At 65.1% G+C, this 26956-nt stretch carries 28 protein-coding genes and 1 pseudogene; 14 read left to right on the top strand and 15 right to left on the bottom strand.

All coding sequences use genetic code 11. The features are described 5' to 3' along the window. Positions 1-12: 12 nt before the first annotated feature. Both JOE66_RS13625 and JOE66_RS13620 read left to right on the top strand, forming a co-directional pair. On the top strand, positions 13-1413 hold the full coding sequence (locus tag JOE66_RS13625; RefSeq protein ID WP_239518312.1) for a MoxR family ATPase: 1401 nt from the start codon (positions 13-15) through the stop codon (positions 1411-1413). After that, positions 1406-3490 carry a vWA domain-containing protein gene (locus tag JOE66_RS13620; RefSeq protein ID WP_239518311.1) on the top strand — a complete coding sequence of 695 codons (2085 nt, stop codon included), beginning with the start codon at positions 1406-1408 and terminating at the stop codon, positions 3488-3490. The genes JOE66_RS13625 and JOE66_RS13620 overlap by 8 nt, the downstream gene beginning before the upstream one ends. A 43-nt stretch (positions 3491-3533) precedes the next feature. Here the strand turns inward: JOE66_RS13620 and JOE66_RS13615 are convergent, their stop codons facing one another. The 4 genes from JOE66_RS13615 to JOE66_RS13600 all read right to left on the bottom strand — a co-directional run bounded on the left by JOE66_RS13615 (position 3534) and on the right by JOE66_RS13600 (position 8219). Continuing rightward, positions 3534-4916 (bottom strand): LLM class flavin-dependent oxidoreductase, encoded by a 1383-nt coding sequence (locus tag JOE66_RS13615; protein WP_205110266.1) that lies wholly within the window; start codon positions 4914-4916, stop codon positions 3534-3536. Positions 4917-4919: 3 nt separating this feature from the next. Then, positions 4920-6113: an acyl-CoA dehydrogenase family protein gene (locus tag JOE66_RS13610; RefSeq protein ID WP_205110264.1), complete on the bottom strand. Its 1194-nt coding sequence runs from the start codon at positions 6111-6113 to the stop codon at positions 4920-4922. Positions 6114-6225: 112 nt separating this feature from the next. Beyond that, positions 6226-6759, bottom strand: coding sequence for an RNase H family protein (locus JOE66_RS13605; protein WP_205110263.1), 534 nt, complete (start codon positions 6757-6759; stop codon positions 6226-6228). A gap of 179 nt (positions 6760-6938) precedes the next feature. After that, positions 6939-8219 (bottom strand): HNH endonuclease signature motif containing protein, encoded by a 1281-nt coding sequence (locus JOE66_RS13600; protein ID WP_205110262.1) that lies wholly within the window; start codon positions 8217-8219, stop codon positions 6939-6941. Positions 8220-8281: 62 nt separating this feature from the next. Between JOE66_RS13600 and JOE66_RS13595 the strand changes: the two genes are divergently transcribed. Then, the gene (locus tag JOE66_RS13595; protein ID WP_205110261.1) at positions 8282-8587 is read left to right on the top strand and encodes a hypothetical protein; all 306 of its coding nucleotides are present in this window, start codon (positions 8282-8284) and stop codon (positions 8585-8587) included. A gap of 174 nt (positions 8588-8761) precedes the next feature. Here JOE66_RS13595 and JOE66_RS13590 read toward each other — a convergent pair whose 3' ends face one another. From JOE66_RS13590 to JOE66_RS13575, 4 genes are read right to left on the bottom strand one after another with little or no spacing between them, the layout of a single operon-like run. Then, entirely contained in the window at positions 8762-9121 is a 360-nt protein-coding gene (locus tag JOE66_RS13590) for a hypothetical protein (protein ID WP_205110260.1), read from the bottom strand. Next, positions 9118-9876 carry an SDR family oxidoreductase gene (locus JOE66_RS13585; protein WP_205110259.1) on the bottom strand — a complete coding sequence of 253 codons (759 nt, stop codon included), beginning with the start codon at positions 9874-9876 and terminating at the stop codon, positions 9118-9120. The genes JOE66_RS13590 and JOE66_RS13585 overlap by 4 nt, the downstream gene beginning before the upstream one ends. Continuing rightward, positions 9873-10340: an MmcQ/YjbR family DNA-binding protein gene (locus JOE66_RS13580; protein ID WP_205110258.1), complete on the bottom strand. Its 468-nt coding sequence runs from the start codon at positions 10338-10340 to the stop codon at positions 9873-9875. Before JOE66_RS13580 ends, JOE66_RS13585 begins: the two co-directional genes overlap by 4 nt. A 33-nt stretch (positions 10341-10373) precedes the next feature. Further along, positions 10374-10808 (bottom strand): MFS transporter, encoded by a 435-nt coding sequence (locus JOE66_RS13575; protein ID WP_307827210.1) that lies wholly within the window; start codon positions 10806-10808, stop codon positions 10374-10376. A gap of 128 nt (positions 10809-10936) precedes the next feature. Here JOE66_RS13575 and JOE66_RS13570 point away from each other — a divergent pair, with 128 nt between their 5' ends. Continuing rightward, on the top strand, positions 10937-11392 hold the full coding sequence (locus JOE66_RS13570; protein ID WP_205110257.1) for an SRPBCC family protein: 456 nt from the start codon (positions 10937-10939) through the stop codon (positions 11390-11392). Positions 11393-11410: 18 nt separating this feature from the next. On the opposite strand, the gene JOE66_RS13565 is transcribed toward JOE66_RS13570, so the two are convergent. Further along, complete coding sequence (locus tag JOE66_RS13565; RefSeq protein WP_239518310.1) at positions 11411-12055, bottom strand: TetR/AcrR family transcriptional regulator; 645 nt, start codon at positions 12053-12055, stop codon at positions 11411-11413. A 173-nt stretch (positions 12056-12228) separates the two neighbouring features. Between JOE66_RS13565 and JOE66_RS13560 the strand changes: the two genes are divergently transcribed. The 3 genes from JOE66_RS13560 to JOE66_RS13550 all read left to right on the top strand — a co-directional run bounded on the left by JOE66_RS13560 (position 12229) and on the right by JOE66_RS13550 (position 14211). Then, positions 12229-12822, top strand: coding sequence for a DUF6230 family protein (locus tag JOE66_RS13560; protein WP_205110255.1), 594 nt, complete (start codon positions 12229-12231; stop codon positions 12820-12822). Positions 12823-12949: 127 nt separating this feature from the next. Then, entirely contained in the window at positions 12950-13456 is a 507-nt protein-coding gene (locus tag JOE66_RS13555; protein WP_205110253.1) for a DUF6114 domain-containing protein, read from the top strand. Further along, positions 13453-14211, top strand: coding sequence for a hypothetical protein (locus tag JOE66_RS13550; protein ID WP_205110251.1), 759 nt, complete (start codon positions 13453-13455; stop codon positions 14209-14211). The genes JOE66_RS13555 and JOE66_RS13550 overlap by 4 nt, the downstream gene beginning before the upstream one ends. 4 nt (positions 14212-14215) lie before the next feature. Here the strand turns inward: JOE66_RS13550 and JOE66_RS13545 are convergent, their stop codons facing one another. Further along, entirely contained in the window at positions 14216-14641 is a 426-nt protein-coding gene (locus JOE66_RS13545) for a nitroreductase/quinone reductase family protein (RefSeq protein WP_205110249.1), read from the bottom strand. Between the two features lie 62 nt (positions 14642-14703). On the opposite strand from JOE66_RS13545, the gene JOE66_RS13540 reads away from it, so the two are divergent. Then, positions 14704-15735, top strand: a complete 1032-nt coding sequence (locus tag JOE66_RS13540; RefSeq protein ID WP_205110247.1) for an LLM class flavin-dependent oxidoreductase — start codon at positions 14704-14706, stop codon at positions 15733-15735. An 84-nt stretch (positions 15736-15819) separates the two neighbouring features. Beyond that, positions 15820-16470 (top strand): TMEM175 family protein, encoded by a 651-nt coding sequence (locus JOE66_RS13535; protein WP_307827208.1) that lies wholly within the window; start codon positions 15820-15822, stop codon positions 16468-16470. Between the two features lie 12 nt (positions 16471-16482). Here the strand turns inward: JOE66_RS13535 and JOE66_RS13530 are convergent, their stop codons facing one another. Continuing rightward, positions 16483-17610, bottom strand: coding sequence for an NAD(P)-binding domain-containing protein (locus JOE66_RS13530; RefSeq protein ID WP_372435519.1), 1128 nt, complete (start codon positions 17608-17610; stop codon positions 16483-16485). A gap of 92 nt (positions 17611-17702) precedes the next feature. Here JOE66_RS13530 and JOE66_RS13525 point away from each other — a divergent pair, with 92 nt between their 5' ends. Next, the gene (locus JOE66_RS13525; RefSeq protein ID WP_205110245.1) at positions 17703-19079 is read left to right on the top strand and encodes an NtaA/DmoA family FMN-dependent monooxygenase; all 1377 of its coding nucleotides are present in this window, start codon (positions 17703-17705) and stop codon (positions 19077-19079) included. 11 nt (positions 19080-19090) lie between these two features. On the opposite strand, the gene JOE66_RS13520 is transcribed toward JOE66_RS13525, so the two are convergent. Together JOE66_RS13520 and JOE66_RS13515 are read right to left on the bottom strand one after the other, a co-directional pair. Then, the gene (locus JOE66_RS13520; protein ID WP_205110243.1) at positions 19091-19927 is read right to left on the bottom strand and encodes an undecaprenyl-diphosphate phosphatase; all 837 of its coding nucleotides are present in this window, start codon (positions 19925-19927) and stop codon (positions 19091-19093) included. A 182-nt stretch (positions 19928-20109) separates the two neighbouring features. Further along, positions 20110-20772: a TetR/AcrR family transcriptional regulator gene (locus tag JOE66_RS13515; RefSeq protein ID WP_205110241.1), complete on the bottom strand. Its 663-nt coding sequence runs from the start codon at positions 20770-20772 to the stop codon at positions 20110-20112. Between the two features lie 123 nt (positions 20773-20895). Between JOE66_RS13515 and JOE66_RS13510 the strand changes: the two genes are divergently transcribed. Both JOE66_RS13510 and JOE66_RS13505 read left to right on the top strand, forming a co-directional pair. Continuing rightward, entirely contained in the window at positions 20896-22404 is a 1509-nt protein-coding gene (locus tag JOE66_RS13510; RefSeq protein ID WP_205110239.1) for an MFS transporter, read from the top strand. Positions 22405-22613: 209 nt separating this feature from the next. Next, on the top strand, positions 22614-23609 hold the full coding sequence (locus JOE66_RS13505; RefSeq protein ID WP_205110237.1) for a GDSL-type esterase/lipase family protein: 996 nt from the start codon (positions 22614-22616) through the stop codon (positions 23607-23609). Between the two features lie 54 nt (positions 23610-23663). Here JOE66_RS13505 and JOE66_RS13500 read toward each other — a convergent pair whose 3' ends face one another. Further along, positions 23664-24059 (bottom strand): VOC family protein, encoded by a 396-nt coding sequence (locus tag JOE66_RS13500; RefSeq protein ID WP_205110235.1) that lies wholly within the window; start codon positions 24057-24059, stop codon positions 23664-23666. Between the two features lie 29 nt (positions 24060-24088). Next, on the bottom strand, positions 24089-25537 hold the full coding sequence (locus tag JOE66_RS13495; RefSeq protein WP_205110233.1) for an MFS transporter: 1449 nt from the start codon (positions 25535-25537) through the stop codon (positions 24089-24091). A gap of 120 nt (positions 25538-25657) precedes the next feature. Here JOE66_RS13495 and JOE66_RS13490 point away from each other — a divergent pair. Further along, positions 25658-25984 (top strand): annotated as a pseudogene (locus JOE66_RS13490) (alpha/beta hydrolase); the annotation flags it as partial. A gap of 118 nt (positions 25985-26102) precedes the next feature. After that, positions 26103-26948: an HAD family hydrolase gene (locus JOE66_RS13485; RefSeq protein WP_205110231.1), complete on the top strand. Its 846-nt coding sequence runs from the start codon at positions 26103-26105 to the stop codon at positions 26946-26948. The last annotated feature ends 8 nt before the right edge of the window (positions 26949-26956 follow it).

Genomic DNA, 26956 nt, shown 5'->3' with positions numbered 1-26956 from the left:
AGCATTACATGGATGATGCGCTCATCCTCGTCCATGCCCACACCCGCAACGGTCGGCGAGCTCCGCTCTTCGGGGCACGTCTACAAGACGCTGCGCGCGGAGATCCGTGACAACCTCCTCGACGCGCTGCGGGAGGGCCGGGATCCGTGGCCCGGGCTCCACGGGTTCGAATCGACCGTCATCCCGCAGCTCGAACGGGCGCTGATCGCGGGGCACGACATCGTGCTGCTCGGCGAGCGCGGGCAGGGCAAGACGCGCCTGCTCCGAACGTTGAGCGGTCTGCTCGACGAGTGGTCGCCGGTCATCGAAGGCTCCGAGCTCGGCGAACACCCGTTCGAGCCGATCACCTCGCAGAGCATTCGCCGGGCATCCGAATTCGGCGACGAGCTGCCGATCTCGTGGCGCAGTCGCGACGAACGGTACTTCGAGAAACTGGCCACGCCTGACACGAGCGTGGCCGACCTGATCGGTGACGTCGACCCGATGAAGGTGGCCGAGGGGCGCAGCCTGGGCGACCCCGAGACGATCCACTTCGGGCTCATTCCGCGGAGCCACCGCGGAATCGTGGCGATCAACGAGCTGCCCGACCTGGCGGAGCGCATTCAGGTCGCGATGCTGAACGTGATGGAGGAGCGCGACATCCAGATTCGCGGTTACGTGCTGCGCCTGCCGCTGGACGTGCTCGTCATGGCGAGTGCGAACCCCGAGGACTACACCAACCGCGGCCGCATCATCACGCCGCTCAAAGACCGGTTCGGTGCGGAGATCCGCACGCACTACCCGATGGAACTCGCCGATGAGGTCGCGGTCATCCGGCAGGAGGCGAAGCTCGTCGCCGATGTGCCCGACTATCTCGTCGAGATCCTGGCGCGATTCACTCGTGCCCTCCGCGGTTCGAACGCGGTCGACCAGCGCAGTGGCGTGAGCGCGCGCTTCGCCATCGCCGGCGCCGAGACGATTGCGGCCGCTGCGCTGCACCGCGCGACACGCCAGGGCGAGACCGAGGCGGTCGCGAGGCCCGTCGACCTCGAAACGGCGGTCGACGTTCTCGGCGGCAAGATCGAGTTCGAGTCGGGCGAAGAGGGGCGTGAAGACGAGATTCTCGACCACCTCCTGCGCACAGCGACGGCTGAGGCGGTCAGGGCACACTTTCGAGGCATCGATTTCGGCCCGCTCGTGGATGCCGTCGAAAGCGGGGTCATGGTCACGACGGGCGAACAGGTTTCGGCACGCGACTTTCTGACCGGGTTGCCGCCACTCGGGGAGTCGCCGCTCTACGACGAGATCGGCGAGCGCCTCGGGGCGACGAACGATGGGCAGCGGGCCGGGGCGATCGAACTGGCGCTCGAGGGCCTCTACCTGGCGCGCAGGCTGAGCAAGGAGAGCGGCGGGGGCGAGACGATCTATGGCTAGGGCCAACCGCCGCCTCACGCACGACTCCCGGTACGGCAGGTACGTCGACGGTCCAGATCCCCTGGCGCCCCCGGTCGACCTGGCCGAAGCCCTGGAGGCGATCGGTGAAGACGTGATGGCCGGTTCGTCGCCCGAGCGCGCCCTCAGCGAGTTCCTGCGGCGGGGCGGCGCAAACCAGGCCGGCCTCGACGACCTCGCACGACGGGTTGCCGAGCGTCGCCGGGAGCTGGCCCAGAAACACAACCTCGACGGCACCCTGCACCAGATCAAAGAGCTCCTCGACAAGGCGGTGCTGGCCGAGCGCAAACAGCTGGCCCGCGATGCGTCGATGGATGATGGCGACCGCGCCCTCGCCGAGATGCAGCTCGACGCGCTCCCCCCGTCTCCCGCCGCGGCCGTCAGCGAGCTGAGCGACTACCAGTGGCAGAGCAGCGAGGCCCGCGCGGAATTCGAGAAGATCAAGGACCTCCTGGGCCGGGAGATGCTCGACCAACGGTTCGCCGGCATGAAGAAGGCGCTCGAGAACGCGACGGAGGCCGACCGCGAAGCCATCAACGCCATGCTCGCCGACCTCAATGAGCTGCTCGATGCGCACAAGCGCGGCGAAGACACCCCCGAGCAGTTCGACGACTTCATGGCCAAGCACGGTGAGTTCTTTCCGGAGAACCCCGGCACCGTCGACGAGCTCATCGATGCGCTGGCCGGGCGGGCCGCCGCCGCCCAGCGCATGCGCAACTCCATGACCCAGGAGCAGCGCGACGAGCTCGATGCCCTTGCCCTGCAGGCGTTCGGTTCGCCAGAGCTGATGCAGTCACTGGCCCAGCTCGACGACACCCTCCAGTCCTTGCGTCCCGGCGAGAACTGGAGCGGGTCTGAGCGCATGAGCGGCGAGCAGGGTCTCGGGCTCGGCGACGGCACCGGCGTCTTCCAGGACATCGCCGACCTCGACGAGCTCTCGGAGCAGTTGTCGCAGTCCTACAACGGCTCGCAACTCGACGATCTTGACCTCGACAAACTCTCGCGGCAACTCGGCGATGAAGCGACAGTGGATGCCCGGGCGTTGCAACAGCTCGAGAAGGCCCTCCGCGACTCCGGCACCCTGAAGCGCGGCACCGACGGCACGCTCAAGCTCAGCCCGAAGGCCATGCGCCAGCTCGGCAAGGCCCTTCTGCGTGATGTCGCCGACCGCATGTCCGGCCGCCAGGGCAACCGCGACCTGCGCCAGGCCGGGGCTGCCGGCGATCGTTCGGGCGCGACCCGCGAGTGGGCCTTCGGCGACACCGAACCGTGGGACGTAACCCGCACCATCACCAACGCGTTGACGCGCACGGCGGGGGAGCGGGCGGGCAGTACCGGTTCGACAGCTCGGCCCACGGGCATCCGGATCGAAATCGGCGACGTCGAAGTTCAGGAGACAGAGGCGCGCACCCAGGCGTGTGTGGCCCTGCTCGTCGACACGTCTTTCTCGATGGCGATGGATGGCCGGTGGGTGCCCATGAAACGAACCGCGCTTGCCCTGCATACGCTCATCACGTCGAGATTCCGTGGCGACGACCTCCAGCTGATCGGTTTCGGCCGCCACGCTGAGGTGATGGACATCGAGCACCTCACCGGCCTCGACGCCATGTGGGACAAGGGCACCAACCTGCACCACGCGCTTCTGCTGGCCAACCGGCACTTTCGCAAGCACCCGAATGCCCAGCCGGTGCTGCTCATCGTCACAGACGGCGAGCCGACCTCCCATCTGGAGCCCAACGGCGAGGTGTACTTCAGTTACCCGCCCGACCCGGTGACGGTGGCGTACTCGGTTCGCGAGCTCGACAACTCAACTCGTCTGGGCGCCCAGACGACGTTCTTCAGGCTCGGCGACGACCCCGGGCTCGCCCGCTTCATCGACTCGATGGCCCGTCGTGCCGGAGGCACAGTCGTTGCCCCCGAGCTCGACGACCTCGGTGCGGCCGTGGTGAGCTCGTATCTCGGCTCGAGGCGTGGGCCAGGCGGCGGCTCCGGTTCTGGTGGAGGTACTTCCGGCTTCGACGACATGTTCGGCCGAGGCTGGGGTCGCTGGGCCGGCTAGTCCGCCAACCAGCTAGCCCGCCAACCAGCCCGCCAGCCAGTCGTCAGTCTGTCCCGAACGCCGCCCGCCGGAGCGCCCTGGCCGGATGCTCGTCGGGCAGGTAGGGCCCCGTGCCCGGGAACACCTTCTCGCGCAGGGTGCCCGGTGCGTACGACTCCTGCATGAGGCCCCGGCGGCGGAGCTCTGGGCTCACGTGCTCCACGAAGTCCTCGAAGGTTCCCGGTGAGACGACGTACTGCACGTTCATGCCGTCGATGCCGGCATCCTGCCATTTCTCGAGATGATCGACGATCTGCTCCGGAGTTCCGACGACCCGCTGGTTGCCGTACCAGCGGACGAGTTCACCGATCGTGTACCGCGGATTCGGCGACATCCGGATGAGTTCAGCGACGATTCCCGTGGCTCCCTCCGGGCGCTTGGCGATCTCGAAGATGGGCTCGGCAGGGTCGAGGGTGCTGAAGTCGTAGTCGAGAAACACACTCTGCTTGGCGAGGTTGGCCTCGATACTCTGAAAGTCGGTGATCTCCTGGTGAAGGCGCTGCGCCTCTTCTTCTGTGCTGCCGACGACGAACCCGAGAATGCCGAAGAGCTTGACGTTGTGGGGTGAGCGGCCGTGCCGTGCGGCGGCAGCACGAACATCCCGAACCACTGGCGCTGCCTCCTCGGGCGAGAGTGCATTGATGAAGAGACCCTCGGCGTTGCGACCGGCGTAGTCGCGCCCGCGCGGTGAAACCCCCGCCTGCATCAGAAACGGTGTGCGCTGTGGCGACGGTTCGCTGAGGTGCGGCCCGACGACGTCGTAGAAGGGGCCGACGTGGTTGATCTCGTGGATCTTGGACGGGTCGCTGTACTGGCGAAGAGCCGCGTTGCGCACCACGGCATCGTCTTCCCAGCTCGCCTCCCAGAGTTTGTAGACGACCTCGATGAAATCGTCGGCGCGGGCGTACCGGTCGCCGTGGTCGGGAAGACCGCCGAATCCGAGGTTTCGCCCGGCCCCGGGAAGGAACGTCGTGACGATGTTCCACGAGATGCGCCCCCGCGTGAGGTGGTCGAGCGACGACATCTTGCGTGCGAACGAATACGGCGGCTCCTGCAGAATGTTCTGCGTCAGCACAAACCCCAGGTCCTTCGTGGCATATGCCAGAGCGGGAATGAGTTCGCCTGGGTCGTTGATCGGGAACTGCATACCACTGAAGACTGCCGAATCGCGAGACGATCCGAAGGTGTCATAGGGAGCGAGTACATCGGCGAAGAACAGCGTGTCGAAGTGCCCGCGCTCGAGCAGCTGGGCAACATCGACCCAGTAGTCGATGCTGTTGTACTCGAGCTGACGGCTGCCCGGCCACGCCCACATGCCCTGGTCATGGTGCGAAGCTGCGAACATGTTGAACGCATTGAAGATCATGCGCGGCCGCTCGGAGGGCATCGCTCAGTTGCTTTCGGTTTCGATGTCTTCGGTTTCGGAGATGCCGAACACAGCCTTGCCGATCTCGCCCGCGAGCACTTCGGTCGAGTAGGCCATCAACTGGCCTGCCTGGGCGTCACGCAGGTGCCGCTGAATCGGCGAAGTCTTCAGGAACCCGGATGCCCCACCCACCCTCACCCCGAGCTGCGCCACGTCGACCGCGATCTTGTTCGCAAGATACTTCGCACGCGAGAGGTTGCCGAAGAAGGCCGGTACGCCGCTATCTGCCTGCCACAGGGTCTGTCGGATGAATGCCCGCACCGATTCAAGGCGGCTCTGCACCTCTGCGACCTCGAACTGCAGCCACTGCTGGTGGCTCAGCGGCTTGCCGAGAATGATGCGGTTTGTTGCATGCTGGATGATCGCCCCCAGCGCCGCGTCAGCAATGCCCAGCGAGATCATCGGCAGTCCGGCGGGAATCACGGCGAAATCCGTGAAGAGGGGAGCGCGCCCACGCTGGCTCGCTCTCAGCACCGTGTTGTTGAACGAGAGCAGCTGGCTTCGCGTGGCACGAAGCCCCAGCGTGTCCCAGATCGGGATGATCGTGACCGACTCGTCTGGCGCCACACCGAAGAACGTGGGCTCACCGTCTACCAGCGCGTTGACGAGCAGGTATTCGGCGATCTCGCTCCCCGACACGAACCGCTTGGCCCCGTCGAGCGCCCAGCCGCCGTCGACCGGCAGCGCTTGCTGCTGCGGATTCAGGAACTTGTTGCCGCTGGTCGGTTCTGAGAGGGCATTCGAGAATCGCTTGCCTGCCCTCAGCTCGTCGGCGTAGAAGGAACCGAGTGTCTCGTGGGTCAGTTGCGCGAGACTCACGCCGGCACCGGAGTGCATGGTGAAGATCGTGCCAGTGGACGGGTCGGCTTCGCAGATCATCCGCACGATCTCGCCGAAGGCCTGGTAGCTCAGCCCCCGACCGCCGAGGTTCCTCGGAAGCACTGCCTCGGAGAGACCCGCGTCGTGGAGTGCCTTCAGGTTGTCGACGGCGATTTCGGCCTTGTCGTCATACGCGGCGGCCGTCGTAGCGAAGCCGACGCACAAAGAACCAACTGCGTCAATGAGGTCGTTCTCCCATGCGGCAACGGCAAAGGGTGTCTCAGCGAGGGCGATTGTCGGGCTGAGGCTGAGGACGGGCAGACTGTCGGAACGAGGCACAGTCCGATCATCCGGGGTGATGTGACGTGCTTCTTTTCCACTTCATGGCCAGCATGTAAACACCGGCCGGATTCGGCCCTCAGAACGGGTTGAATCTGAGAAGTCCGTCCGATCAGAAGAGCGTGTCAGCCGAAGCGTCGGCAGGCGCGGATACTGTCTCTGTCTGCGTCACCGGCGCGCGCCCCCCGGGAAAGCCTGGCCCAGTGTCTGGGGTGCGCCCGCGAGCGAAGGCCTCCGCAGCGCCTCGGGCACGGATGTCCGCGGCCTCATTCAGCTCGTGCCCGACGTGGCCCTTGACCCACTCGAATCGGTAGCGGCGCCCGACGATGGCATCGTCGATCTCTTTGATGAGGTCGAGATTCATGACCGGTTTGCCGTCTCCCTTGCGCCATCCCTTGCGCTTCCAGCCGGGCATCCACTTGGTCACCGTGTTGATGACGTACTGGCTGTCGCACAGGATGTGCAGGTCGTCGTCGACGTGCGCGGTCGCCCGGAAGAGCTCGAGAACGGCTTTGAGCTCACCCATATTGTTTGTTCCGTGTGGCCAGCCGCCCGCGCCCCAGGTGTTCTCATCGATGTACCAGGCCCAACCTGCCGGGCCTGGGTTTCCCAGCGCTGAGCCGTCAGCGGAAGCGGTGATCGTCATCTGATCAAGGGTACCCGTCGATGGAACGAGGTCGGTGACCCGCGAAGGGTCAGAAGGGGCAGACGAAGCAGGCGAAGCAGACGAGGCAGACGAGGCAGGCGAAGCAGGCGGAGCAGACGAGGCAGACGAGGCAGGCGAAGCAGGCGGAGCAATAGGGACGATTCGGTCACTGTGGGAGGTCAGAAAGGCGGTTCGTCTGAGTTGTCTCCTTCCTCCTGCTGTTCGGTGAACTGCACGACGGGTTTCGCGAGGGGTGTGCGTTCGATGTTGTATTGGTGGCCGGCGGGTGAGGTCCAGGTGATGGTCGGGGCGTGCCCGTTTTCTCCGGGGGTTTGTCGGATGGTCCATTGGGTGTGGTGTTTGACTTTGTGGTGCGTGGTGCAGAGTGGGCTGATGTTGTTGTAGGCGGTTTCGCCGCCGTCGGCCCAGGGGATGGTGTGGTCGAGGTCTGCGGTGGTGGAGGGGTGGCAGGGGGTGGGGAAGGTGCATTCGGTGTGGGTGAGCCGGATGAGTTCGTCGAGGTCGGTGGGGGGTTTGTAGCGTTGCCGCCCGTAGCTGAGGACGACACCGGTGGCGGGGTCTGTCAGGATGCGGGTGAAGGAGTGGGCGTCGCGGGTGATGGTGAGGGCGGTGTGCCGGTCGATCGGGCCGTACCCTTCGAGGTTTGCTGGGCCTGAGGTCTGGTCGGGGTCGGGGTCGCCTTGGTGGTTCCGGCCCAACAGGGTGAGGGCGGGGACGGTGATGTTGACGCGGGCCCGGATGTGGGGGGTGACGCGGGGGGTGTGGGTGTCGCTGTTGAGCATGAGGTCGGTGAGGATGTCGACACGGAGTTGGGTGAGGGTGCGGGGGTCACCAGCGTGTTTGGCGGAGCGGGCCATGTCGGTGGCGCGGTTGTGGATGGCGACCGCTTCGACGGCGGCGGTGTACAGGGTCAGGTACGCCATCCCGTCGGACCCGGGTTCCAGATACAGGCGCCTCCCCGTGACGGCGTCGGTGTGGCGTTGGGTGTCGGTGCGGGGTTGTGCTTCCTCTACGACTGCGCGGGCTATTTTGTCGAGGCGTTGCGCGGTGACTTTCCGCGCCCAGGGCAGTACCGCCTTCTCGTACCTGCCTAACGCTTCCCGGGGCAGCGGGTGCGAACGGGTGACAATCGTTTCGGTGTGCCGGTACGACACCCGCCCCAAAGCAAGGGCTTCACGGGTGCTCGTGAACGGGCCGGCAAGACCTTCGCAGGTGTCGACCAGTCGCCTCGCATCATTCTCGGTGAGGTGCAGGGCGACGGCGAGTTCGAGGACGACCTGGCGCTCGACGATCTGGTCGGAGGACCACTGCGGGCCCCCGCCGCCACTGCTGGCGAAGCTGTCCTGGGTGTGCAGCGCGAACCCCGCGATCCTTGCTTCCTCGACGAGGAGGGCGTGTGCGGCGTGCGCGGCCGCGATCGCCCGATGCGACACCACCACCGCAGCGACCGCCGCCGCGAACCGGGCCCGCCGCGACGACGACGACGAAGACGACCCTGACGGTGATCCTGACGACGGTGATCCTGACGACGCTGATCCTGACGACGCTGATCCCGATGACGCTGATCCCGATGACGCTGATCCCGATGACGCTGATCCTGACGACGCTGATCCTGACGAGGCCGATCCTGACGAGGCCGATCCCGACGACTGTGACCCTGGCGACGACGACGACGACCGTGGTGACCGCGACGGTGCCTCGTTTGCGGCAGGGTCATCATTCGTCGAACCCGCGGGCTCTAGGCCGAAGTGATCGGGGTCTGTGGAGGTCGAACCAGATAGGCCCGGATCAACCTCGTCATCGGTGAGTAATGCTCGTGTCATGAGAGCAGTCAACCACCCACCCCCGACACCGAAAACCCAAAATCCCAGATCAGTGCACAACTCGCACAATCGACCGCCTGTGGAGGAGAAGCGCCGGTTACGCAGTCGCAACAGATCTGAACGACCAGCGAGCCGGTGAACAGCACGGCCGGCAGCGCTCAGTCGTCGTCGCTCTCGCCGAAGTCGGGCCGAACATCCCACGCGGTCTGCCGCCGCAACGCAGAGACCAGGGTCAGCGCCTCGAGCCGTGCCTGATCTGTGCTCACCGTGCTGTAGACGTCGATCGCCAGCGGAGGTGGCTCTCCGAGTTTCGGCAGCTCGACTTCGACCCATGCCTGATCGGCGAGACGGATGACCGGCCGCCCCAGTTTTGCATTCTCAACCGGCGCATCCACGACCAGCGAGATCACTGCGAGGGTGTCGAGCTTCGAGATCGCCTGGTACAGGATGATCGTGGCGCAGTATTCCGCCACCTCGATGTCATCCCGGCGTGCGCCGCGTCGAAACCACCAGCTCATCGCCACGACAGCCGCTCGACTGATTCGATCCACTCGGTGAAGGTCTGCCTGCCGTGATCGGCCGACGGGCTTGCGACCAGGGTGGAGTTGCGCAGGGCTCTGCCGAACCCACCGGGCAGCGGGAGTTCGAGAACCCGTGCGGTGCCGCCGACGGCCTTCGAATAGCGCCTCACCATCTCTGCCATCCGGAGTACTTCGGGACCGGCGAGGTCGGTCGCGAGGCCGTTCGGCTTTGATTCTGCGTGGAAGATCAGCCGTTCGGCGACCTCGCGCGCCGCGACCGGTTGCGAAATCATGGTCGGGATGATCGTGAAGGGCCCGATCGTCACCTGGCCGTAGATTTGCCGAGCGAACTCATGGAACTGGGTGGCCCGGAGGATGGTCCACGGTACGGCTGCCTCGTTCACCAGGCGTTCCTGCGCGGCTTTCCCGGCGTAGTACCCGAATGGCGCTTGGTCGCTGCCAACTATGGAGAGTGCGATGTGGTGGGCGACGCCCGCCTGCACCTCGGCCGCCAACAGGTGGGAGGTGACGAGAGTGAAGAATCGCTTCGACTCTTCGGCAGACTGCGTCGAGATCGAAGTGACGTCGATGACGGTCTGGGATCCCGAGAGCGTCTCGGCGAGACCCAACCCTGAGGTGAGGTCTACGCCGGCAGCGCGCGAAAGGGCAAGAACCTCGTGACCGCGTTCGCGAGCGACGGCCACAACGTGGCGCCCGACGGTGCCGGTGGCCCCGGCGACGGCGATCTTCATCGTGGCTGCGACCCTTTGTCGGCGTCGGTGCTGGTGCTGGCACGTGCGTCGGCATTCGCGCTGGCGCTGGGATCAAACGGCCGCCGGTCGCGCGGCAACAGAGAGACGACGATGTCGTACGAATTGCCGATCAGGTCTTCGACGAGCGTCGTGTCGACGTCGGGGACACGTGTGAGCGTTGCGCTCGAGGGGGCAGGACCGCTTGCGACTATCGAGATCCAGTGCTGCTTGTTCACGTGGTACCCGGGGATGATGCTCTCGTAGCTGTATACCAGTGACCTCGCATGGGGCGGGGCGCACTTGAGAGTGAGGCAGGCGGGACGGTCGCCGAGGTTGACCAGCGCGAAGACTTTGCCGACGACTTTGAAGACCTCTGTTCCCTCGCCGAAGGGCTGGCCGCGAGTCACTGCCGGGAAGCTGCCGGCGACGCGGAGTGCGAGTTCGGTGAGTGCCTCTCGTTCCATGAATCCAATGTAGGCGCCAGTCGCGGAAACTGCCTACGGCTTGATCGCGGTGACGAGGATGCCGTAGAGGAGCGGAGCGCCTGCCCCGGCGATCTGGCCGAGATCGAAGAAGTACGAGATCGCCTGGCTGCGCAGTTCGAGCGGGAAGATCTCGCTGACGGTGAGGTAGGCGCTCGACGCGCCGGCACTTGCGGAGAAGAACGATACGCACCAGAAGATCGTCTGGGTCGTGGCGTTCAGAACCTCGGCCTGGAACAGTACTGCGGAGACGGCAAGCACAACCCCGGCGAGGCCGTAGGTGAGGAAGATCATCTTGCGACGGCCCCACACGTCGAAAAGGTGCCCGAGCAGGAGTGGCTCGAGGAGGTTGCCGATCGCGAACGGGAAGAAGAAGTACTGGCGAGACCGAGGATCGGGCCGAGGAAGAAGCCGATGCGCCAACCGATGGCACGTGGCACCTACCCGCACTCTCCGCGCCTCTAGCACCTCGAATGCCAGACGGTAAGGGGGTCAGGCCCCAGAATTTCGACGCTTAGGCTCGAACGATCATCCGTCTCAGAGTCATCCGTCTCAGAATGAAACAATTGGAGCAGTCCATGCCTCAGGTCATTGAAACCATCGACGTCGACGTACCCGTGTCCGTCGCCTACAACCAGTGGACGCAGTTCGAGGAGTTCCCCCGATTTCTCGACGAGGTCGTGTCGCTCACCCAGCCAAGCGACACGCTCACTCTCTGGAAGGTCAAGGTCGGCCCTGTCGAGCGCGAGTTCGAAGCGACGATCACAGAGCAGCACCCCGACGAAAGGGTTGCCTGGAACAGCACCGGCGGCGAGGTCGATCACGCAGGAGTCGTGACCTTCCACAAGCTCGCCGAGGACAAGAGCCGCGTGACCGTGCAGATCGACTGGGAAGCCACAGGGCTGCTGGAGAAGCTGGGCGGTGCGCTGGGCGCGGACAACCACGCGATCAAGAAGGATCTGGCGAACTTCAAGAAGTACATCGAAGCGCAGGGCACCGCAGACGGCGCGTGGCGGGGTGACGTGCAGGCGTAACGCGCCACCCAAACAGGACTACAGAACGACCCCGCTCAGCGATTCCCCGTGAGCGGGGTCGATCGCTGTGGTGATGGCAACGAGGCTGTTCGTCAGGAGCTGCACGATGTCGGCGTCACTCATGTCAGTGTTGAGCGCAGCATCCACGAGCGTCTGCTCGGCGAAGGCGACCCACGACCGAACGGCGATGCGCAGGAGCCCGGAATCGGGGATGCCGAGCTCCAGGAACAGGACCAGCACGCGTTCGGCCTGAGTCGCGCGGGCGTGTTCGATCACCTCGCGGACTTCGGCGTCGCCACTCGCTGTACCCCGCACGAGCGAATAGAAGGTGCTCTCATGCTCACGTGCGAAGCGCACCGTTCTGCGAAGCGTCGACCAGAGCCTCTCGGCGGGCGGCAGTTCGAGTAGTGGCTCTGTCGCGTGGAGCATGCTGTTGAAGGCGGCACTCACGATCTCGCGGTGAAAGCCCTGCTTCGAGCCGAAGTAGTAGAAGAGCAGGCCCTTGGAGACGCCGGCCTGCTTCGAGAGCTCTTCGAGCGGCAGGGACTCGAGTGTTCGGTCGGCCAGTGCGGCGACGCCGAGGGCGACGAGTTGCGCCCGGCGTGCGTCGGGCAGGAGCCGAGTGCGCCGCTCAGGCTGGATTGCGTGGTCTGGCATAGCCATAACAGCCAGCGTAACTCGCCGGGCGCGGCCGGGCTCGTCGACCACACGCTCGCGCGCTACTGACCGTTGAATAATTAACTACTGACCAGTGCGCAGTTAACTATTGACAAGCGGTCAATAGGTTGAATAACCTCGCTCTGTCTGCACCACTTCATTCGTATCAAGGAGGATCCATGAAGTTCCGTTCACTCACGCGCTCGAGGCCCGGTCGTATCGCCCTCGCCGCCGTGCCCGTCACGATCGCCGCAACGCTGCTGATGGGAAGCGTGGCCAACGGCGCCGTTCCCGTTTCGTTCGCCATCTCGGGCAGCCAGTTCCAGATCGGTGCATCGCAGCTTGATGGCACCGGGTTCTCGCAGTATTCCGGCGTCGCAGTCGATGCAAAGGGCGCGCCCCATCCTGTTGCGATCGCCAACATCGCCTCGGCCAGCCTCGCCGACCTCTGCCAGTCGGTCGTCGCAGACACACCCCTCGGCCAGCTCGGCCTGCTGATCAACGCGGGCGGCGGCGGAAACCCCGCGACGGCGACCGGCCTGCAGCTCGGAATGACCGACCTCAAGGGTGACGCCACGTTCAACAACATGCGCATCGGTGTCGATGCGTCGAAGGTGAACACCTCGGCCAAGGGTTCTGTCGGCGACTTCTCGCAGGACGCCGATTCGCTCACCATCAAGAACCTGCAGCAGACCGCGTGGAGCACGCAGGCGTCGGTCTTCACCCTCACCGGGCTGCACATGTCGATCACCGGCGGGACGACCTGCTTCTAGCAGCTCCTCCCCTTCAGATCGAGGATGACCGGGGTGCCGGTGGCTGCGTGCGCACTGCGATGCGTTCCGGCCCTCCGGCCCCCGGGCATCACATGAACAGTTGCTTGAAAAGACGAGGAGCTCACCGATGAGTACAGAAACCGTTCCGAATCGCCGGAGTGCACGGGCCGCCGTCGTGGTTCGCGACGAGGCACTGCCACGGGCATCCACCGCCCGACGCGCTCGCTTCGCGGCGTGGTACCGGCAGCGACCGCTGATCGGCGGGCTGCTCACGATTCTCGCGGGAATCGAGATGTTCCTCTCGAGCCAGCTCGACCTCGGCAACATGCACATCCAGGTCGGGATCGAGGGGTTGCAGGCGACGATTCTGCCGATTCTGATGGTGCTGCTCGGCACGCTGGCCATCGTCATGCCGGCGCACCGCGTGTTCTACGGCATCATCTCGCTGGTGCTGGCCGTGTACTCGCTGGTCGGTGTGAACCTCGGCGGGTTCTTCATCGGCATGCTGCTCGGGATGATCGGGGGAGTCATGGTCGTGTCGTGGATGCCCCGGCGACCGGCCCTCGACGGCGTCGCCACGGCCGACGTCACCACAGTCGACGTCTCCACAGCCGACATCACCACGAAGGAATGAGGTTCGCCTCGGGCATTCGCAGCGCGGGCCTTCTCGCCGTCGTCGCCATCGGTGTGGTCTCTGGTCTGGGTGCTGCGCCTGCCGACATGACGCAGGCGACGCTCGCACCGCGAGACACGTGCTTCCTGGGGATCATCGGGTGTTCGCCCGCCCCGGCTCCGACGGCTACGCCGACGCCCAGCGCCACGTCTGGTCTGCCCGTGCTGCCTCTGCCGACGGCCCTTCCCACGCCTCTCGCGAATCCGCTGCCCTCGGCCGCCCCGCTGCTTGCTCCGACGGCTACGCCAACGCCGTCGGCAACACCGGGCCCCTCACCGATTCCGGTTCTCGCACCGGCCGACCCTGGCGCCATGCCGCTCACGCGCAACCCAGCCAAGCTCTCGGGTTCGACGCTGTCGATCTCGGGACTCAGGGGCCTGGGCGTCGTCACAGTGACCCTGCCTGACGGTTCGACGATGCGCGTGATCAAACTCGAAGCAGACCATGTGTCGATCGATGGCTTCGTTCTCGACGCGGCCGGTCCCGACGGCCACGGTGTGCTGACCCATGCGACGAACATGACGGCCGACGGCTCGGTCGTGGTCTATCTCGATTCGATCGCCGGGCTGCTCGGCAGTGGTGCTGCAGCGGTGTTCGACGCAGTGACTCCGCCGACAGCATCCGATCTGGGCGGGCTGAACGCCCTGACCCTCACCCTCTACGGGCTGTCGGCCGATGTCGATACTCTCAGCGGTTCACACGAAGAACTGCACTGAGCGATCACTTCCGTGGGGTGAGTTTCACGACCGGGATGGTGCGTCCAGCTGCTTTGGCCTCGTACTCTGCGAAGCCGGGGGAGCGAGAGGTGAACTGGGCCCACGCACTGTCGCGTTCATCGCTGCCGAGCACGGAGGCGACGACCTCCACCGTCGCCGTGCCGCTCTCCGCCGGCACCTCGACCGTGGTGTCGGGGTGCGCGAGCAGGTTGGCGAACCAGGCAGGGTTCTCGGGTGCGCCGCCCTTGGACGCTGCTATGAACCACGAGCCGTCGGACTGGGCGATTCCCATCAGGGGGTGAACCCGTTCGATGCCGGACTTGGCTCCGAAGGAGTGAACGAGGATCAGGTTCGACCCGAAGCCGGCCGTCTGCACGTGGCCGTTGTTGGCGCGGAACTCCGCGATGATCTGTTCGTTGAAGTCGGTCATGGTTTCAGCGTATGACGTTGGTGCGCGTGGGGCCACAGCCAACGGCGATAGTGTGATTGACCATGAGCGAGATCAGCGGTCGGCCCCTTTCGAAGCTCGGCTTCCTGACCATCGGCACCTTCGACGAGAACGACCCGTTCACCGGGCATGAGAACACCTTGCGGCTCATCGAATTCGGCGAGCAGCTGGGGTTCGACAGCGCGTGGCTTCGCAACAGGCACCTGCAATACGGCATCTCATCGCCGGTCGCGGTGCTCGCCGCGGCAAGCCAGCGAACCAGGCACATCGAACTGGGCACCGCCGTGACTCCCCTCGGTTTCGAGAACCCGTTCCGGCTGGCCGAAGACCTCGCGACGGTCGATGTGCTCTCGCACGGGAGACTGAACCCGGGCATCAGCACGGGATCGCCGACGCATTTCGACGACGTCAAAGCGGCCCTCTACCCGGATTCCTCAGAAACGGAAGACTTCGGCTACGAGCGCGCCACCCGGTTGCTTGCGGCACTGCGTGGCGACACGATGAGCACCTTTGAGGGAACGGAGGGTATCGAGGAGTATTCGCCGATCATCCAGCCGCACTCGCCGGGCCTGATCGACCGGGTCTGGTATGGCGCGGGCAGTCTCTCCTCGGCCGCGTGGGCCGGCGACCAGGGTCTCAGCCTGCTGAGCAGCAGTGTGGTGCGAGCTCAGGAGAACGACGACAACGACTTCGCCCGCATCCAGCGTTCGCTGATCGACACCTTTCGCGAACACCACCCGCTCGGCGCGAGCGCTCGGGCGTCGCAGGGGCTCGTCGTCATTCCGACCGACACCGCTACGAGCGAGCAGGCGGCAAAGTACCACGCTTACGCAGAAAGCCGCTTCGCACGAACGCGCACGCCTCAGGGGCCCGGCAGATTGCTCTTCGCCCCCGACCTGGTCGGCCCCTCCGAGGTCATCGCCGAGGCGTTGACGGCCCACGCAGGCTACCAGGCGGTCGACGAGGTGGTGTTCGCGCTGCCCTTCACCTTCGGGCAGGCGGACTACCTGCAGATTCTCACCGACATCGCCGGTTCGCTCGGCCCGCTGCTGGGCTGGTCGCCACAGAGCCGATAGCGCCAGAGAGCCCATAGATGGGCCAGCCCCGACGGTTCACGTGAAACGCTGGACCGTTCCCAGCCAGAGCTTTACGCTGTTGCCGTGGGAAAAGCGAGACTCGAGGCCTTCAGCGACGGCGTCATGGCGGTCGCAATCACGCTGCTCGTGCTCGATCTGCACACCAGCGCATCCACCGGCGTTCCGCTCGGCCAGCAGCTCGTCGAGGAGTGGCCGTCGTTCCTCGCCTATGTTCTGAGTTTCTTCGTGATCGGCACCATCTGGGTCAACCATCACATGATGTTCCGCCGGGTGGTCGAGGTCGATCGCCTCACGATGCTCTACAACCTGCTGCTGTTGCTCTTCGTCAGCACGATTCCCTTCACCACGTCGACGCTCGCCGAGTTCATCCAGGACGGCGGTGAGGATGCCCGAGTTGCCGTGATTCTCTACGGCTCCGTCTCGTTCGCCATGAGTGTGTGCTTCACTCTGCTGTTGCAGCGCATCTTCAGCAGGGATCTGATCAGGCAGAACATCGACCAGCGCAGCAGGCGGATTGCCCTGCGGCGCTTCGGCGTGGGGCTGGTGCTCTATCCCGTCGCAACCGTCGTCGGCCTGTTCTCGCCGATCGTCATGATGGTGGGGCTCATCGCGCTCGCACTGTACTACCTGGTTGGCAGTTCGGGAGTCATCCCCGAGGAGTGGTTCGAGAGTTCAGAGCACGCATCGGATGATCGGATCGACGGCGCCGTCTGACGAGCTGGCTCGCTAGGGGCGGTGCAGAATCGTCTGCGTCAGACGGGTGACGGCCTCCCTGCCCGCGCGGTTGGCTCCGACGGTCGACGCCGACGGGCCATAGCCGATCAAGTGCACCCGCGGTTCGGCGGCGACGGCCGTGCCGTCCATCTCGATTCCGCCACTGTGGTTGCGGAGTTTCAGCGGCGCGAGGTGGTCCAGCGCCGGGCGGAACCCGGTCGCCCACAGGATCACGTCGACCGCGAGGAATGTGCCGTCGGCCATGCGCACACCGGTCGGTTCCATCCGCGTGAACATCGGCTGCCGGTCGAGCACCCCGCGTTCTGCTGCCGCCCGCAGCGAGGGTGTCCAGATGAGCCCGGTGACCGACACCACGCTCTGCGGCGGGAGCCCTTCGCGAACCCGACTTTCGACCAGGGCGACGGCGTCGTGGCCGGCCCGTGAATCGAACTCGGCGTCGCGCCAGATCGGTTCGCGCCGGGTGAACCAGCTTGTCGTCGTCACCAGCGAGATCTCGTCGAGCAGCTGCACGGCAGAGATTCCGCCGCCGACCACCGCAACGTGGAGGCCCGCGAATTCCTGCGCGGAGACGTACTGGGCCACGTGCAACTGGCGACCAGTGAAGTCGAAACGACCCGGATAGCTCGGCCAGAAGGGCTTCGTCCAGGTTCCGGTCGCGTTGATCACGGCACGGGTGCGCCAGAGTGCACTCCCGTTCCCATCGGCATCCGGAACACGCGTCTCGACCACCAGCCGCCCGCCCGGGTCTTTGTCGGCACGTCGAACCGACGAGACAGTGACGGGCCGGATGATCGGCAGCTGCTGCGCGCGTTCGTACTCGGCGAAGTACCGGGGCAAGACCTCTGCAGCTGGCTCGAGTGGGGCGAAAGGGGGCTTCTGCATTCCGGGCAGGTCGTAGATGCCATTGACGGTCGCCATCCGGAGGGAATGCCAGCGATGTCGCCAGGCTCCACCGGCAGCGTCTTCAGAGTCGAGAATGACGAAGTCAGACGTGTCGAACCCGCGCCGTCTCAGATGGTATCCGGCCGAGAGTCCGGCCTGCCCTGCGCCGATAACGACGACGTCGACATCTTTCACCGTTGTCGTCCGGATCTCGTCGGGTTGGCTCACCCCACCAATCTACGCAGGAACCCTTCGCCGAAACGCCGCCGAAATACTCAGAGCGTATGTTGTACCAAACAGTTCACTTTCTTCGCCGGTGGGAGTTCTCCATGACAGACAAGACCATCATGCTCGGCATGTTCCAGGCCATGGGCCTCGGTGGCGCCTGGCGCCTGCCCGGCAATACCTCGACCGAGTTTCTCGACCTCGACCACTGGATCACCATGGCGATGCGTCTCGACGAGGCCGGAGTCGACTTCCTGTTCTTCGCCGACGACTACGCCTACCCGATCATGAATGGCCAGGTCATCGATGTCGCCATCAAGGAGGCGCTGCTGTTTCCGAAGGCAGACCCGGTGACCCTGCTCTCAGCACTCGCCGCGGTGACCACAAAACTGGGGCTCGTCGTCACCTCCTCGACGACCATCGAGAAGCCGCAGGCTCTCGCAAAGAGGTTCGCCACGCTCGACCACCTCTCCAAGGGCCGCATCGGCTGGAATGTCGTCACCGGAGCTGGCCAGAACTCCTCGGCCAAACTCTTCGGCGAGAAGATGATCCCGCATGACGAGCGGTACGCACTGGCCGAAGATCACCTTCAGCTCGCGATGAAGTTGTGGCAGGGCTCCTGGGAAGACGGCGCACTCAAAGTCGACAAAGAGAACAACGTCTACGCAGACCCATCGATGGTGCACGAGATCGAACACGACGGCCCGTACTTCCAGGCCCATGGTCTCCTCACAGTGCCGCCGTCACCGCAGCGCACCCCGGTGCTCTTTCAGGCCGGCACCTCGACGAAGGGCCGCGACCTTGCATCGCGCTACGCAGAGGCGGTCTTCCTGGCTGCCGAACCCGACATGATGGCCGAGCAGATCGCCGACCTGCGGGCCAGGGCCGTCTCGCACGGACGTGCTCCCGATGCGATCAAGTTCCTCATTGCGGGTACCTTCATCACCGCCGAAACCGAAGAAGAAGCACTCGCGCTAAGAGAACGGATGATCGGATTCAACACCCTCGAGGGAGCCGCCGCTGCCTACGCGTTCTTCACCGGTCTCGACTTGCTGTCGATGGAGCTCGACAAGCCCCTCTCCACGGTGAAGACCGAGCAGGGCCGCACCAACGTCGAGCGGTTCGCCGGGGAGAACGGCAAGCCCGCACCGACAGTGAGGGAGATCCTCGAGGAGTTCCGCCGCAACGGCGTCATGGGCCAGCCCTTCATCGGCACTCCCGCCCAGGTCGTCGACCAGGCGAAGGCCGTGATCGCCCAGACCGGCGCCGACGGATTCCTGGTACAGCCGGGTCCTGACGGAACCTACGACGACTTCATCGACCTGCTGATGCCGGTGATGCGGGAGCGCGGGCTCATCGCGCCACCGGCATCAGCTGGAACGACACTGAGGGAACGGATCTTCGGTGCCGGCCAGAAGCGCCTGCCCCACGATCATCCAGGTGCACAGTACCTCGCCGGCGCGGAGGTCCTCACCGGGTGACGCCGCGGATGTCAGGTCGCTGAGATCACGCCGGTCACGATGAGGGCCGACACGACCACGGCGAGGGCGATGCGGTACCAGATGAAGACCGTGATCGGGTGTTTGGCGACGAGCCGCAGCAACCACGCAATGGCGACGTAGGCGACGAGGAAGCTGACGACGGTCGCCACGATTGTGGGCACCCAGCCGACCGAGGCGCTCACATCACTGGCGCTCGTCGCTGCTTCGTAGGCGCCTGCGGCCGTGAGTGCGGGGATGGAGAGGAAGAACGAGATCCGCGTGGCCGCGACCCGGTTGAAGCCCTGGAAGAGCCCCGCGCTGATGGTCGCGCCTGAACGGGAGACCCCGGGAATCAGGGCGATGCACTGCATGAGACCGATGATGAGCGCCGACTTCACAGTGAGTGACTTCTCGTCTTTCAGCTGCTTGCCCACTCGCTCGGCCACGTACATCACGATGCTCCAGAGCAGCAGTGCTGCGACGACCACCCAGAGGTTGCGGAGCCCACCGGCGATGAAGCCCTTGGCGGCGAATCCGATGATGCCGATGGGGATCGAGCCGATGATGATGTACCAGGCGAAGCGGTAGTCGTGGTCGGCGCGGGCTTCGGCATTGAAGAGCCCGCGAATCCATGCCAGGAACAGCCGCGCGATGTCCTTGCGAAAGTACACGAAGACCGCGACGATGGCACCGACCTGGATGATCGCGGTGAAGGCCGTCACGCCGGCATCGTCGATCTGCATTCCGAAGAGCTTCTCGAAGATCGTGAGGTGCCCGGTGCTCGAAATGGGCAGGAACTCAGTGATTCCCTCGACGATGCCGAGGATGATCGCCTGGATGATGTTCATGGAGGGGGGTATCCGTTTCGCTCGAGGCACTGCGACCGCGGAGCAGGCTCACGGCTCACGGCACACACAGGCGCTCGCCCAACGCTACAGGCCGATGATCTCCCGCGAATCAGTCCTGCGGACCATCCCCGCCGTACACCTTCAGGATGACGCGCCTCAGGATGACGCTGGCCACTCTTGCTCTATTCGCTGTCGGAAGTGTCGAGCGAATCGGCGGCCGCGACCGCTCGCACGAGGTCGAGCTTGTTGGGGAAGGCGCACTCCATCAATTCTCTGACGTCGACGTCTGTCTCGAAATCGTCGGTCATGCGCAGCCCGATCATGGTGTTGATCAGCATGCCCTGCGCCAGGAAGTTCTGCACCTCCGGAACGCTGAATCCCGCTTCGTCGCGCAGGTACCGGTAGACCTCCATGAATCCGGCCCGCCCGGCCGTGCCGATGACGGGTTCGCGGCCGAGAATGAATCCGTGCATCAGCGACAGCAGGGTGCCGTGCTCCGAAAGTTGGTTCACATACGCCAGGCCCAGGCGGTTGTCGAGCGGTATGGGTGAGGCGGTGTCGGCGACGGCGTCCCTGAACGCGTTCATGAGCAGCGTGAGTGCGCGCTGGATGACCTCGAGGAACAGCTGTTCCTTGCTGCCGAAGGTGCGTACGACGTAGGGCTGGCTGACGCCGGCGGCCGCGGCGACCTGCGCCGTACTCGAGCCGTAGTAGCCGTACTTGCCGAACGTCTCTGTCGCTGCCCTGAGGATCTGTTCGCGGCGCTCGCCGGCCTTCATTCGCGTCGTCGTCACGCTGGGAGAACCCGCCGGCTGCTTTGCCGAGGGATTCGCAGAAACTGTCATGTTGACATGGTATCAGTTGATAACTAAAGTCTAAGTTATCGCGCGATTACCTAGTGTTTCACCACCGTTTCTTCCTGTGCCTTCTCCTGTATTTCTCCGTCTTCCCGATGAATCGAGACGATCATGACCACCGCATTCCCGCCCACCAGCGAGCAACTCACGACCGCGCGCTCCCTCTCCGAGCCGGGTGATCCTGTCGACCCCGCCGTGGTGCACCGCCGCCGCATCCCCATCTGGCTCGCCATCGTCGCCGCGAGCGTACCCATGTTCATGGCCACGCTCGACAACCTGATCATGACCAGTGCGCTGCCGGTCATCCGGGTCAGCCTCGACGCGTCGATCACGGAGCTTCAGTGGTTCATCAACGCCTACACGCTCTCGTTCGCGACCTTCATGCTGATGGCCGTCGCGCTGGGCGACCGCCTCGGGCGCCGCAGGGTCTTCGTGTTCGGCATTGCCCTCTTCACGCTGGCCTCGGCTTTCTCTGCTCTGAGCACAGAGCCGTGGATGCTCATCGTCGGCCGCGCGTTCCAGGGTGTCGGTGCTGCAGCGCTCATGCCGCTCTCGCTGACGCTGCTCGTCGGCTCAGTGAGTACGCGCCTCCGCCCCCTTGCCATCGGCATCTGGGGCGGCATCTCGGGACTCGGGGTCGCGCTCGGCCCGCTGATCGGCGGGGCCGTCATCGAGGGCTGGAGCTGGCAGGCCATCTTCTGGATCAATGTGCCGGTGGGCATCCTGTCGATTCCTCTCGCGTTGTTCGCGCTGCCCAACACCTTCGGAGCCCGCGTTCGTGCCGATTTCCTCGGGCTCGTTCTGGTGGGGCTCGGCGTGCTGGGTGTGGTGTACGGAATCGTTCGCGGCAACGACGCCGGCTGGGGCAGTCTCGAGGTGGCAGGGTCGATCGCGCCGGGCGCCGTGCTGCTGGTGGCCTTCGTGCTGTGGGAGTCGCGAACCCCCGCGCCCCTGCTGCCACTGCGACTGTTCCGTGACCGAAGCTTCACGGTGGCGAACATCATCGGCATCACTTTCAGCTTCGGTATTTTCGGCTCGATCTTCATCCTGATCCAGTTCCTGCAGATCGTGCAGGGGCACTCGCCGCTCGAGGCCGGGCTCATGACGATGCCGTGGACCATGGCACCCCTCGTGATCGCGCCGCTCACCGGGTTCATCACGCCTCGAGTGGGCACGCGCATCCTGATCGTCGCAGGCCTCGCCCTGCAGTCGGTGGGCATCTTCTGGCTCGCGGCCATCCTGTCGCCGACGGCCTCGTACGGCAGCATGGTCGGCCCGTTCCTGCTCACAGGAATCGGCATGGGACTGGTGTTCGCACCGAGTTCATCTGCTGTTCTGCTGAACATGGCACCCGCCGACCAGGCGAAAGCATCGGGCACCAACTCGACCGTGCGTGAGATCGGGGTGGCCCTCGGCATCGCGGTGCTCACGGCAGTGTTCACCGGTCACGGTGGCGAGCTGACGCCGACGGGCTACGTGGATGCCGCCGTTCCGGCGGTGCTCGTGGGCGCGTCGGCCCTGGCGCTTGCAGCGCTCTTCGGGCTGCTCCTGCCGGCGGGCCGCTCTGGCGCCCACGCGGAGCGCCAAGCGGGAGTCGATTCAGGGGCCCTGGCGGTGTAACCCAAGCGGGGGACAAATGGCCGAAATCGTCGTTCTGACCCGTGTTTCTGCGGGTTCCACCCGATTAATTCAGGGTCAACGGTCAGTTTGTCGATAGGGTTCTCTCAAGCTTGAGCGTTCGCTGACAAGCCGGACTCGCGCTACCCCAGTACGCCTCTATTCAACAACGCAGTGTTGGCTGACGATACCCGCAGCCCGGAAGGTATGTCATGAAGCTCACCCGATTCCGCTCCCGAAAAACCACCAGGGCGATCACCGTTCTCGCAGCGGTGGCGGTTGCCTCGCTCTTCGCTGTCGGTGCCGCGGGTTCCGCCTCCGCAGCCCCGCTCTCTGCCAAGTCAAACAAGACGATCGTGAACTACGTCGCCCTCGGTGACTCGTACTCGTCGGGTCTCGGGCTGAAGAACTTCACCGGCCCCGCCGGCTGTGCCCGCTCGAGCAACAACTACGCGAACCACATCGCGAACAACCTGAAGCTCAAGCTCACCGACGTGAGCTGCGACGGGGCTGCAGCCGACAATATCTGGAAGACGCCGGAGACCCTGGCCGGCGGCAGCACTGTTCCCATCCAGACCTCCGCGCTGAGCGCGAGCACTGACCTCGTCACCATCACGGTCGGTGGCAACGGTCTCAAGTTCACTGACATCGCCGCCGTCTGCGCCGCCAAGTCACCGACCGGGCCGCTCGTGCTTCCCCCGCTCTCGGCGTTCCCGAACTGCCAGTCGTACTTCGCCTACGCGCACACCAACTTCGCGAACGTCGTCAACTTCAGCGTCATTCCCGACCTCCGCGCGACCTACGCCGCCATCAGGGCGGCAGCGCCGAACGCCAAGGTGTTCGTGCTCGGCTTCCCGACGATCGCGCCGTCTGCGCCGACTCCCACGTGTTTCTCGCCCCTCACCACGGCGAACAGCTACCCGTTCACCACCAGTGACACTCCGTTCCTGCACGGCGTCGAGACTCTGTTCGCCAATGCCATCAGGACAGAGGCCACCAACGCCGGCTTCACCTACGTTCCGACGTTCGAGGAGTCAAGCGACGACAGCCTCTGTGTTCGCCACCCGTACGTCAATGGCGTGAACGCCACCCTGACCTCGACCGGCGTTCCGGTGATCGACCCCGCGTCGCTCCACCTCAACTACAAGGGCATGGACTTCTTCGCCGACACTGCGCAGCCGCTCATCGCAGCAGCCCTCGGCCGCTAGACGATCGGTGGTCGGGCCACCCCACACAGGGGAGCCTGATTACAGGCAACCACATCAGGCTTCGTAGATCTCGAGCGGCAGGTCATCCGGGTCTCGAAAGAAGAACATCTTCTTCAGAGTGTTCGGGTCGATGCGCAGTTCTTCGACAGTGATTCCTTGCGCCAACAGCTCGGCGTGGGCGGCGTAGACGTCAGTGACGGCAAACGCGAGGTGCCGGAGGCCGAGGGCCTCCGGGTTGCTGGGCCGCGCGGGTGGCCCGGGCGTGCCGCCGAAGCTGAACAGTTCGAGGATGTAGGTGCCGTTCAGAGCGAGCTTGCCCATCCAGGAGTCGCGTTCTGCCCGAAAGTACTCCGCTTCGAGCGTGAAGCCCACGACATCCGTGTAGAAAGCCTTCGACGCTTCGTAGTCGCTGGCGATGACGGCAATGTGGTGAACCCCGAGTAGCTGCATGCACCAACGGTAGCGGGTGAGAGTCAGCCTCAGGCTGCGTCGGCCGCGGCCATGATCGCGTTTTCGGCATCGGCCTTGTGGCGGCGAACAGCGGCGACGCTGGGCAGGAAGATCGCGGCGATCGCCGACAGTGCCAGGGCGACGATGGGCACCCAGATCCCCCCGAGGAACGCGTCGCGAACGACCGCAGAGGTGAACGTGGTGCCGATGAGGCCGAAGAAGACCACGCCCACGATGGCGACGCCGAGGGCTCCGGCGACCTGCTGCACCATTCCGAAGACGCCGGAAGCCGCGCCGGCATTGGTGATCGTGGTGTTGGCGAGCGCAACGTCGGTGAGGGGAACGATCTCCAGCGTCAGTCCGATACCGGCCAGGGCCATCGGAAGGATGAGGTCGGCGCCGACCAGCGCGTCACCGGTGTCTCTGACGATGCCAGAGATCCAGATGAGCCCTGTTATCTGGGCCACCCCGCCCATGGCGATGAGCCCCTTGCCAAGCCGCGGCCCGAGGGGCACCGAGATGAAGCTGCCGATGAGTGCACCGATGCTGAACGGCAGGGCCGCGAGGGCGGCATCGATGGCCGAATAGCGCAGGCCGACCTGCAGGTACAGCACGAGAATGAGGAAGAATGCGCCGATCGACGACGAAAGGGCGAACTGGGTGATGACGCCGGCGCTGTAACCCCGGTTGTTGAACAGGCTCGGGGGCACGAGGGCCGAGCCGTCGCGTTTGTCCCGCCACGACTGGTACACCACGAAGATGATGAGGATGACGGGACTGGCCCCGAGCATCATCCAGATCCAGGGCGCCCAGTCCTGCTCGCGCCCTTCGATGAGTGCGAAGACGGCCAGAAACAGCCCGAGAGACACCAGGAACACGCCCAGCAGGTCCAGCCGCGGCGAGTCGGCCGACCGGGATTCGGGAACCACGACGAGGGCTGCGATGAAGAGCAGGATTCCTACCGGCACATTGATCAGGAAGACCGTACGCCAGCCCAGACCGAACACGTCGCCGGAGACCAACACCCCGCCGACGAGCGGGCCTGCAACGGCTGCAAGACCCGAGATCGCCCCGAGTGCGCCGAACACGGGCGCCCGTTCCTTCGGAGAGAAGAGCACCTGGATGACCGACAGCACCTGCGGCGTCATCAGGGCGGCGAACAGCCCCTGCACGATTCGGAAGGTGACGAGTGTCTCTCCCGTGCCAGCGGCAGCACAGGCGGCCGACACCAGGGTGAAGCCTGCCACGCCGACGAGGAAGAGCCGCTTGCGCCCGAAGATGTCGCCGAGTCTCCCGCCGGTGATGAGCAGTACGGCATAGGCGAGAACGTACCCGCTGACGATCCACTCGAGCTGGGCGGCTGAGGCCGACAGGTCTTCCTGGATCGACGGGAGCGCGACATTCACGATCGTCGTGTCGAGAAGATCCATGAACGACGCGACGATCAGGATGACGACGACTACGAGCCGGTGGGGCACGAATACTGCTCTCTGTTGAGACTGCTGCCGGACTCGAACGGGGGGTGTCTCACGTCGTCGGCGTGACGAGCCTACCGGTCTTGAAACGGCAGGTGAAAAGCCCGGTTCGGCGGAGCATCCACCAGCTCGGCTCCCGCTGCACCGCCCGTCGTCGGCCTGCTGCTCTTCGCCTCCTATCCCGCAACCGACATGAGTACGTCACCGAATGCGAAGGTGCTGTCCATCTCCGGCTCGAACGACGGCCTCGCGACACCGGCGAAGATCGCCGAATCGAAGAAGCTGCTGCCTGCCGCTACGACCTTCGTCGTGGTCGACGGGGGAGTGCACGCCTTCTTCGGCGACTACGGGCCGCAGTCCGGAGACGGCCAGCCCGCCACGACGCATGACGACGCCAGAACGCAGATCTCTGGAGCGAGTGTGGCGTTCGTTGACGGCTTCGACAAATAGGGCGTGAACGCGCTTGCAGTTTGACACTATTCTGTCAATCAGTGGGCTGGGCCCGTCGATGGGCGAACGCCCGGCCGACGGGCAACGTCAGCCAATTCATTTGACCTGAGGGAGTTGCATGACGGCCGAGGCTCCGCAAGAATCGCGGTTCGGCGAGATCCGTGCCGTTCTGTTCGACCTCGACGGTGTGCTGACCCCCACTGTCGACATTCACGTCGTGGCCTGGGCGAAGCTCTTCGAACCGTTCCTGGCCGCCCGGGGGGTCGTGCCGGCCTACAGCGACGACGACTACTACCGGTACATCGACGGCCGACCGCGGGTCGACGGCGTGCGGGCCCTTCTCGCTTCGCGCGACATCGTGCTGCCGGAGGGAACCCCCGACGATTCACCGCTCGAGGAGACCGTCTGGGGACTGGGGCTGCGCAAGAACGACGAGTTCTTTCGGATTCTCGACACCGTGGGTGTGGTGCCCTACCCGGGTTCCGTTGCGTTCCTCGACGCCACCATCGCCTCCGGCCGCGCTGTTGCGGTCGTTTCGAGCTCACGCAACGCGGTGAGCGTGCTGATCGCGGCGCAGCTCAGCGAGAACTTCGCCATCGTCGTCGACGGAATGGTCGCCGACGCGACGGGCCTGCCCGGCAAGCCCGCACCCGACACCTTCGTCTACGCCGCAGATCTCCTGGGTCTTCCTGTCTCTGAATGCGCCGTGATCGAAGACGCCCATTCCGGAGTGCAGGCTGCCAGGGCAGGCGACTTCGGCCTCGTGGTCGGTGTCGACCGTGGGGTCGGCGCGCAGGGGCTCTACGACTCCGGTGCAGACATCGTCGTGAGCGATCTGGCGGAGTTGGTCTCTTCGATCTCAGAACCCGCGATCTCAAAACCCGCGATCTCAGAACCCGCGATCACCCCAGCCACCCCACACCACCCCAACCCCTCCCAGCCCAGCCCACACGACCCAGCCTGACCCGGAAG

This window comes from Subtercola frigoramans (assembly GCF_016907385.1).
Classification (GTDB): domain Bacteria; phylum Actinomycetota; class Actinomycetes; order Actinomycetales; family Microbacteriaceae; genus Subtercola; species Subtercola frigoramans.
This window is presented reverse-complemented; position numbering and strand designations above follow the sequence as displayed.

Coding starts and splice junctions, on each gene's coding strand:
- JOE66_RS13625 (WP_239518312.1), top strand. CDS start 13: ATGATGCGCTCATCCTCGTCCATGCCCACACCCGCAACGGTCGGCGAG.
- JOE66_RS13620 (WP_239518311.1), top strand. CDS start 1,406: ATGGCTAGGGCCAACCGCCGCCTCACGCACGACTCCCGGTACGGCAGG.
- JOE66_RS13615 (WP_205110266.1), bottom strand. CDS start 4,916: ATGCCCTCCGAGCGGCCGCGCATGATCTTCAATGCGTTCAACATGTTC.
- JOE66_RS13605 (WP_205110263.1), bottom strand. CDS start 6,759: ATGACGATCACCGCTTCCGCTGACGGCTCAGCGCTGGGAAACCCAGGC.
- JOE66_RS13590 (WP_205110260.1), bottom strand. CDS start 9,121: ATGAGCTGGTGGTTTCGACGCGGCGCACGCCGGGATGACATCGAGGTG.
- JOE66_RS13585 (WP_205110259.1), bottom strand. CDS start 9,876: ATGAAGATCGCCGTCGCCGGGGCCACCGGCACCGTCGGGCGCCACGTT.
- JOE66_RS13580 (WP_205110258.1), bottom strand. CDS start 10,340: ATGGAACGAGAGGCACTCACCGAACTCGCACTCCGCGTCGCCGGCAGC.
- JOE66_RS13570 (WP_205110257.1), top strand. CDS start 10,937: ATGCCTCAGGTCATTGAAACCATCGACGTCGACGTACCCGTGTCCGTC.
- JOE66_RS13565 (WP_239518310.1), bottom strand. CDS start 12,055: ATGGCTATGCCAGACCACGCAATCCAGCCTGAGCGGCGCACTCGGCTC.
- JOE66_RS13560 (WP_205110255.1), top strand. CDS start 12,229: ATGAAGTTCCGTTCACTCACGCGCTCGAGGCCCGGTCGTATCGCCCTC.
- JOE66_RS13555 (WP_205110253.1), top strand. CDS start 12,950: ATGAGTACAGAAACCGTTCCGAATCGCCGGAGTGCACGGGCCGCCGTC.
- JOE66_RS13550 (WP_205110251.1), top strand. CDS start 13,453: ATGAGGTTCGCCTCGGGCATTCGCAGCGCGGGCCTTCTCGCCGTCGTC.
- JOE66_RS13545 (WP_205110249.1), bottom strand. CDS start 14,641: ATGACCGACTTCAACGAACAGATCATCGCGGAGTTCCGCGCCAACAAC.
- JOE66_RS13540 (WP_205110247.1), top strand. CDS start 14,704: ATGAGCGAGATCAGCGGTCGGCCCCTTTCGAAGCTCGGCTTCCTGACC.
- JOE66_RS13525 (WP_205110245.1), top strand. CDS start 17,703: ATGACAGACAAGACCATCATGCTCGGCATGTTCCAGGCCATGGGCCTC.
- JOE66_RS13520 (WP_205110243.1), bottom strand. CDS start 19,927: ATGAACATCATCCAGGCGATCATCCTCGGCATCGTCGAGGGAATCACT.
- JOE66_RS13515 (WP_205110241.1), bottom strand. CDS start 20,772: ATGACAGTTTCTGCGAATCCCTCGGCAAAGCAGCCGGCGGGTTCTCCC.
- JOE66_RS13510 (WP_205110239.1), top strand. CDS start 20,896: ATGACCACCGCATTCCCGCCCACCAGCGAGCAACTCACGACCGCGCGC.
- JOE66_RS13505 (WP_205110237.1), top strand. CDS start 22,614: ATGAAGCTCACCCGATTCCGCTCCCGAAAAACCACCAGGGCGATCACC.
- JOE66_RS13500 (WP_205110235.1), bottom strand. CDS start 24,059: ATGCAGCTACTCGGGGTTCACCACATTGCCGTCATCGCCAGCGACTAC.
- JOE66_RS13485 (WP_205110231.1), top strand. CDS start 26,103: ATGACGGCCGAGGCTCCGCAAGAATCGCGGTTCGGCGAGATCCGTGCC.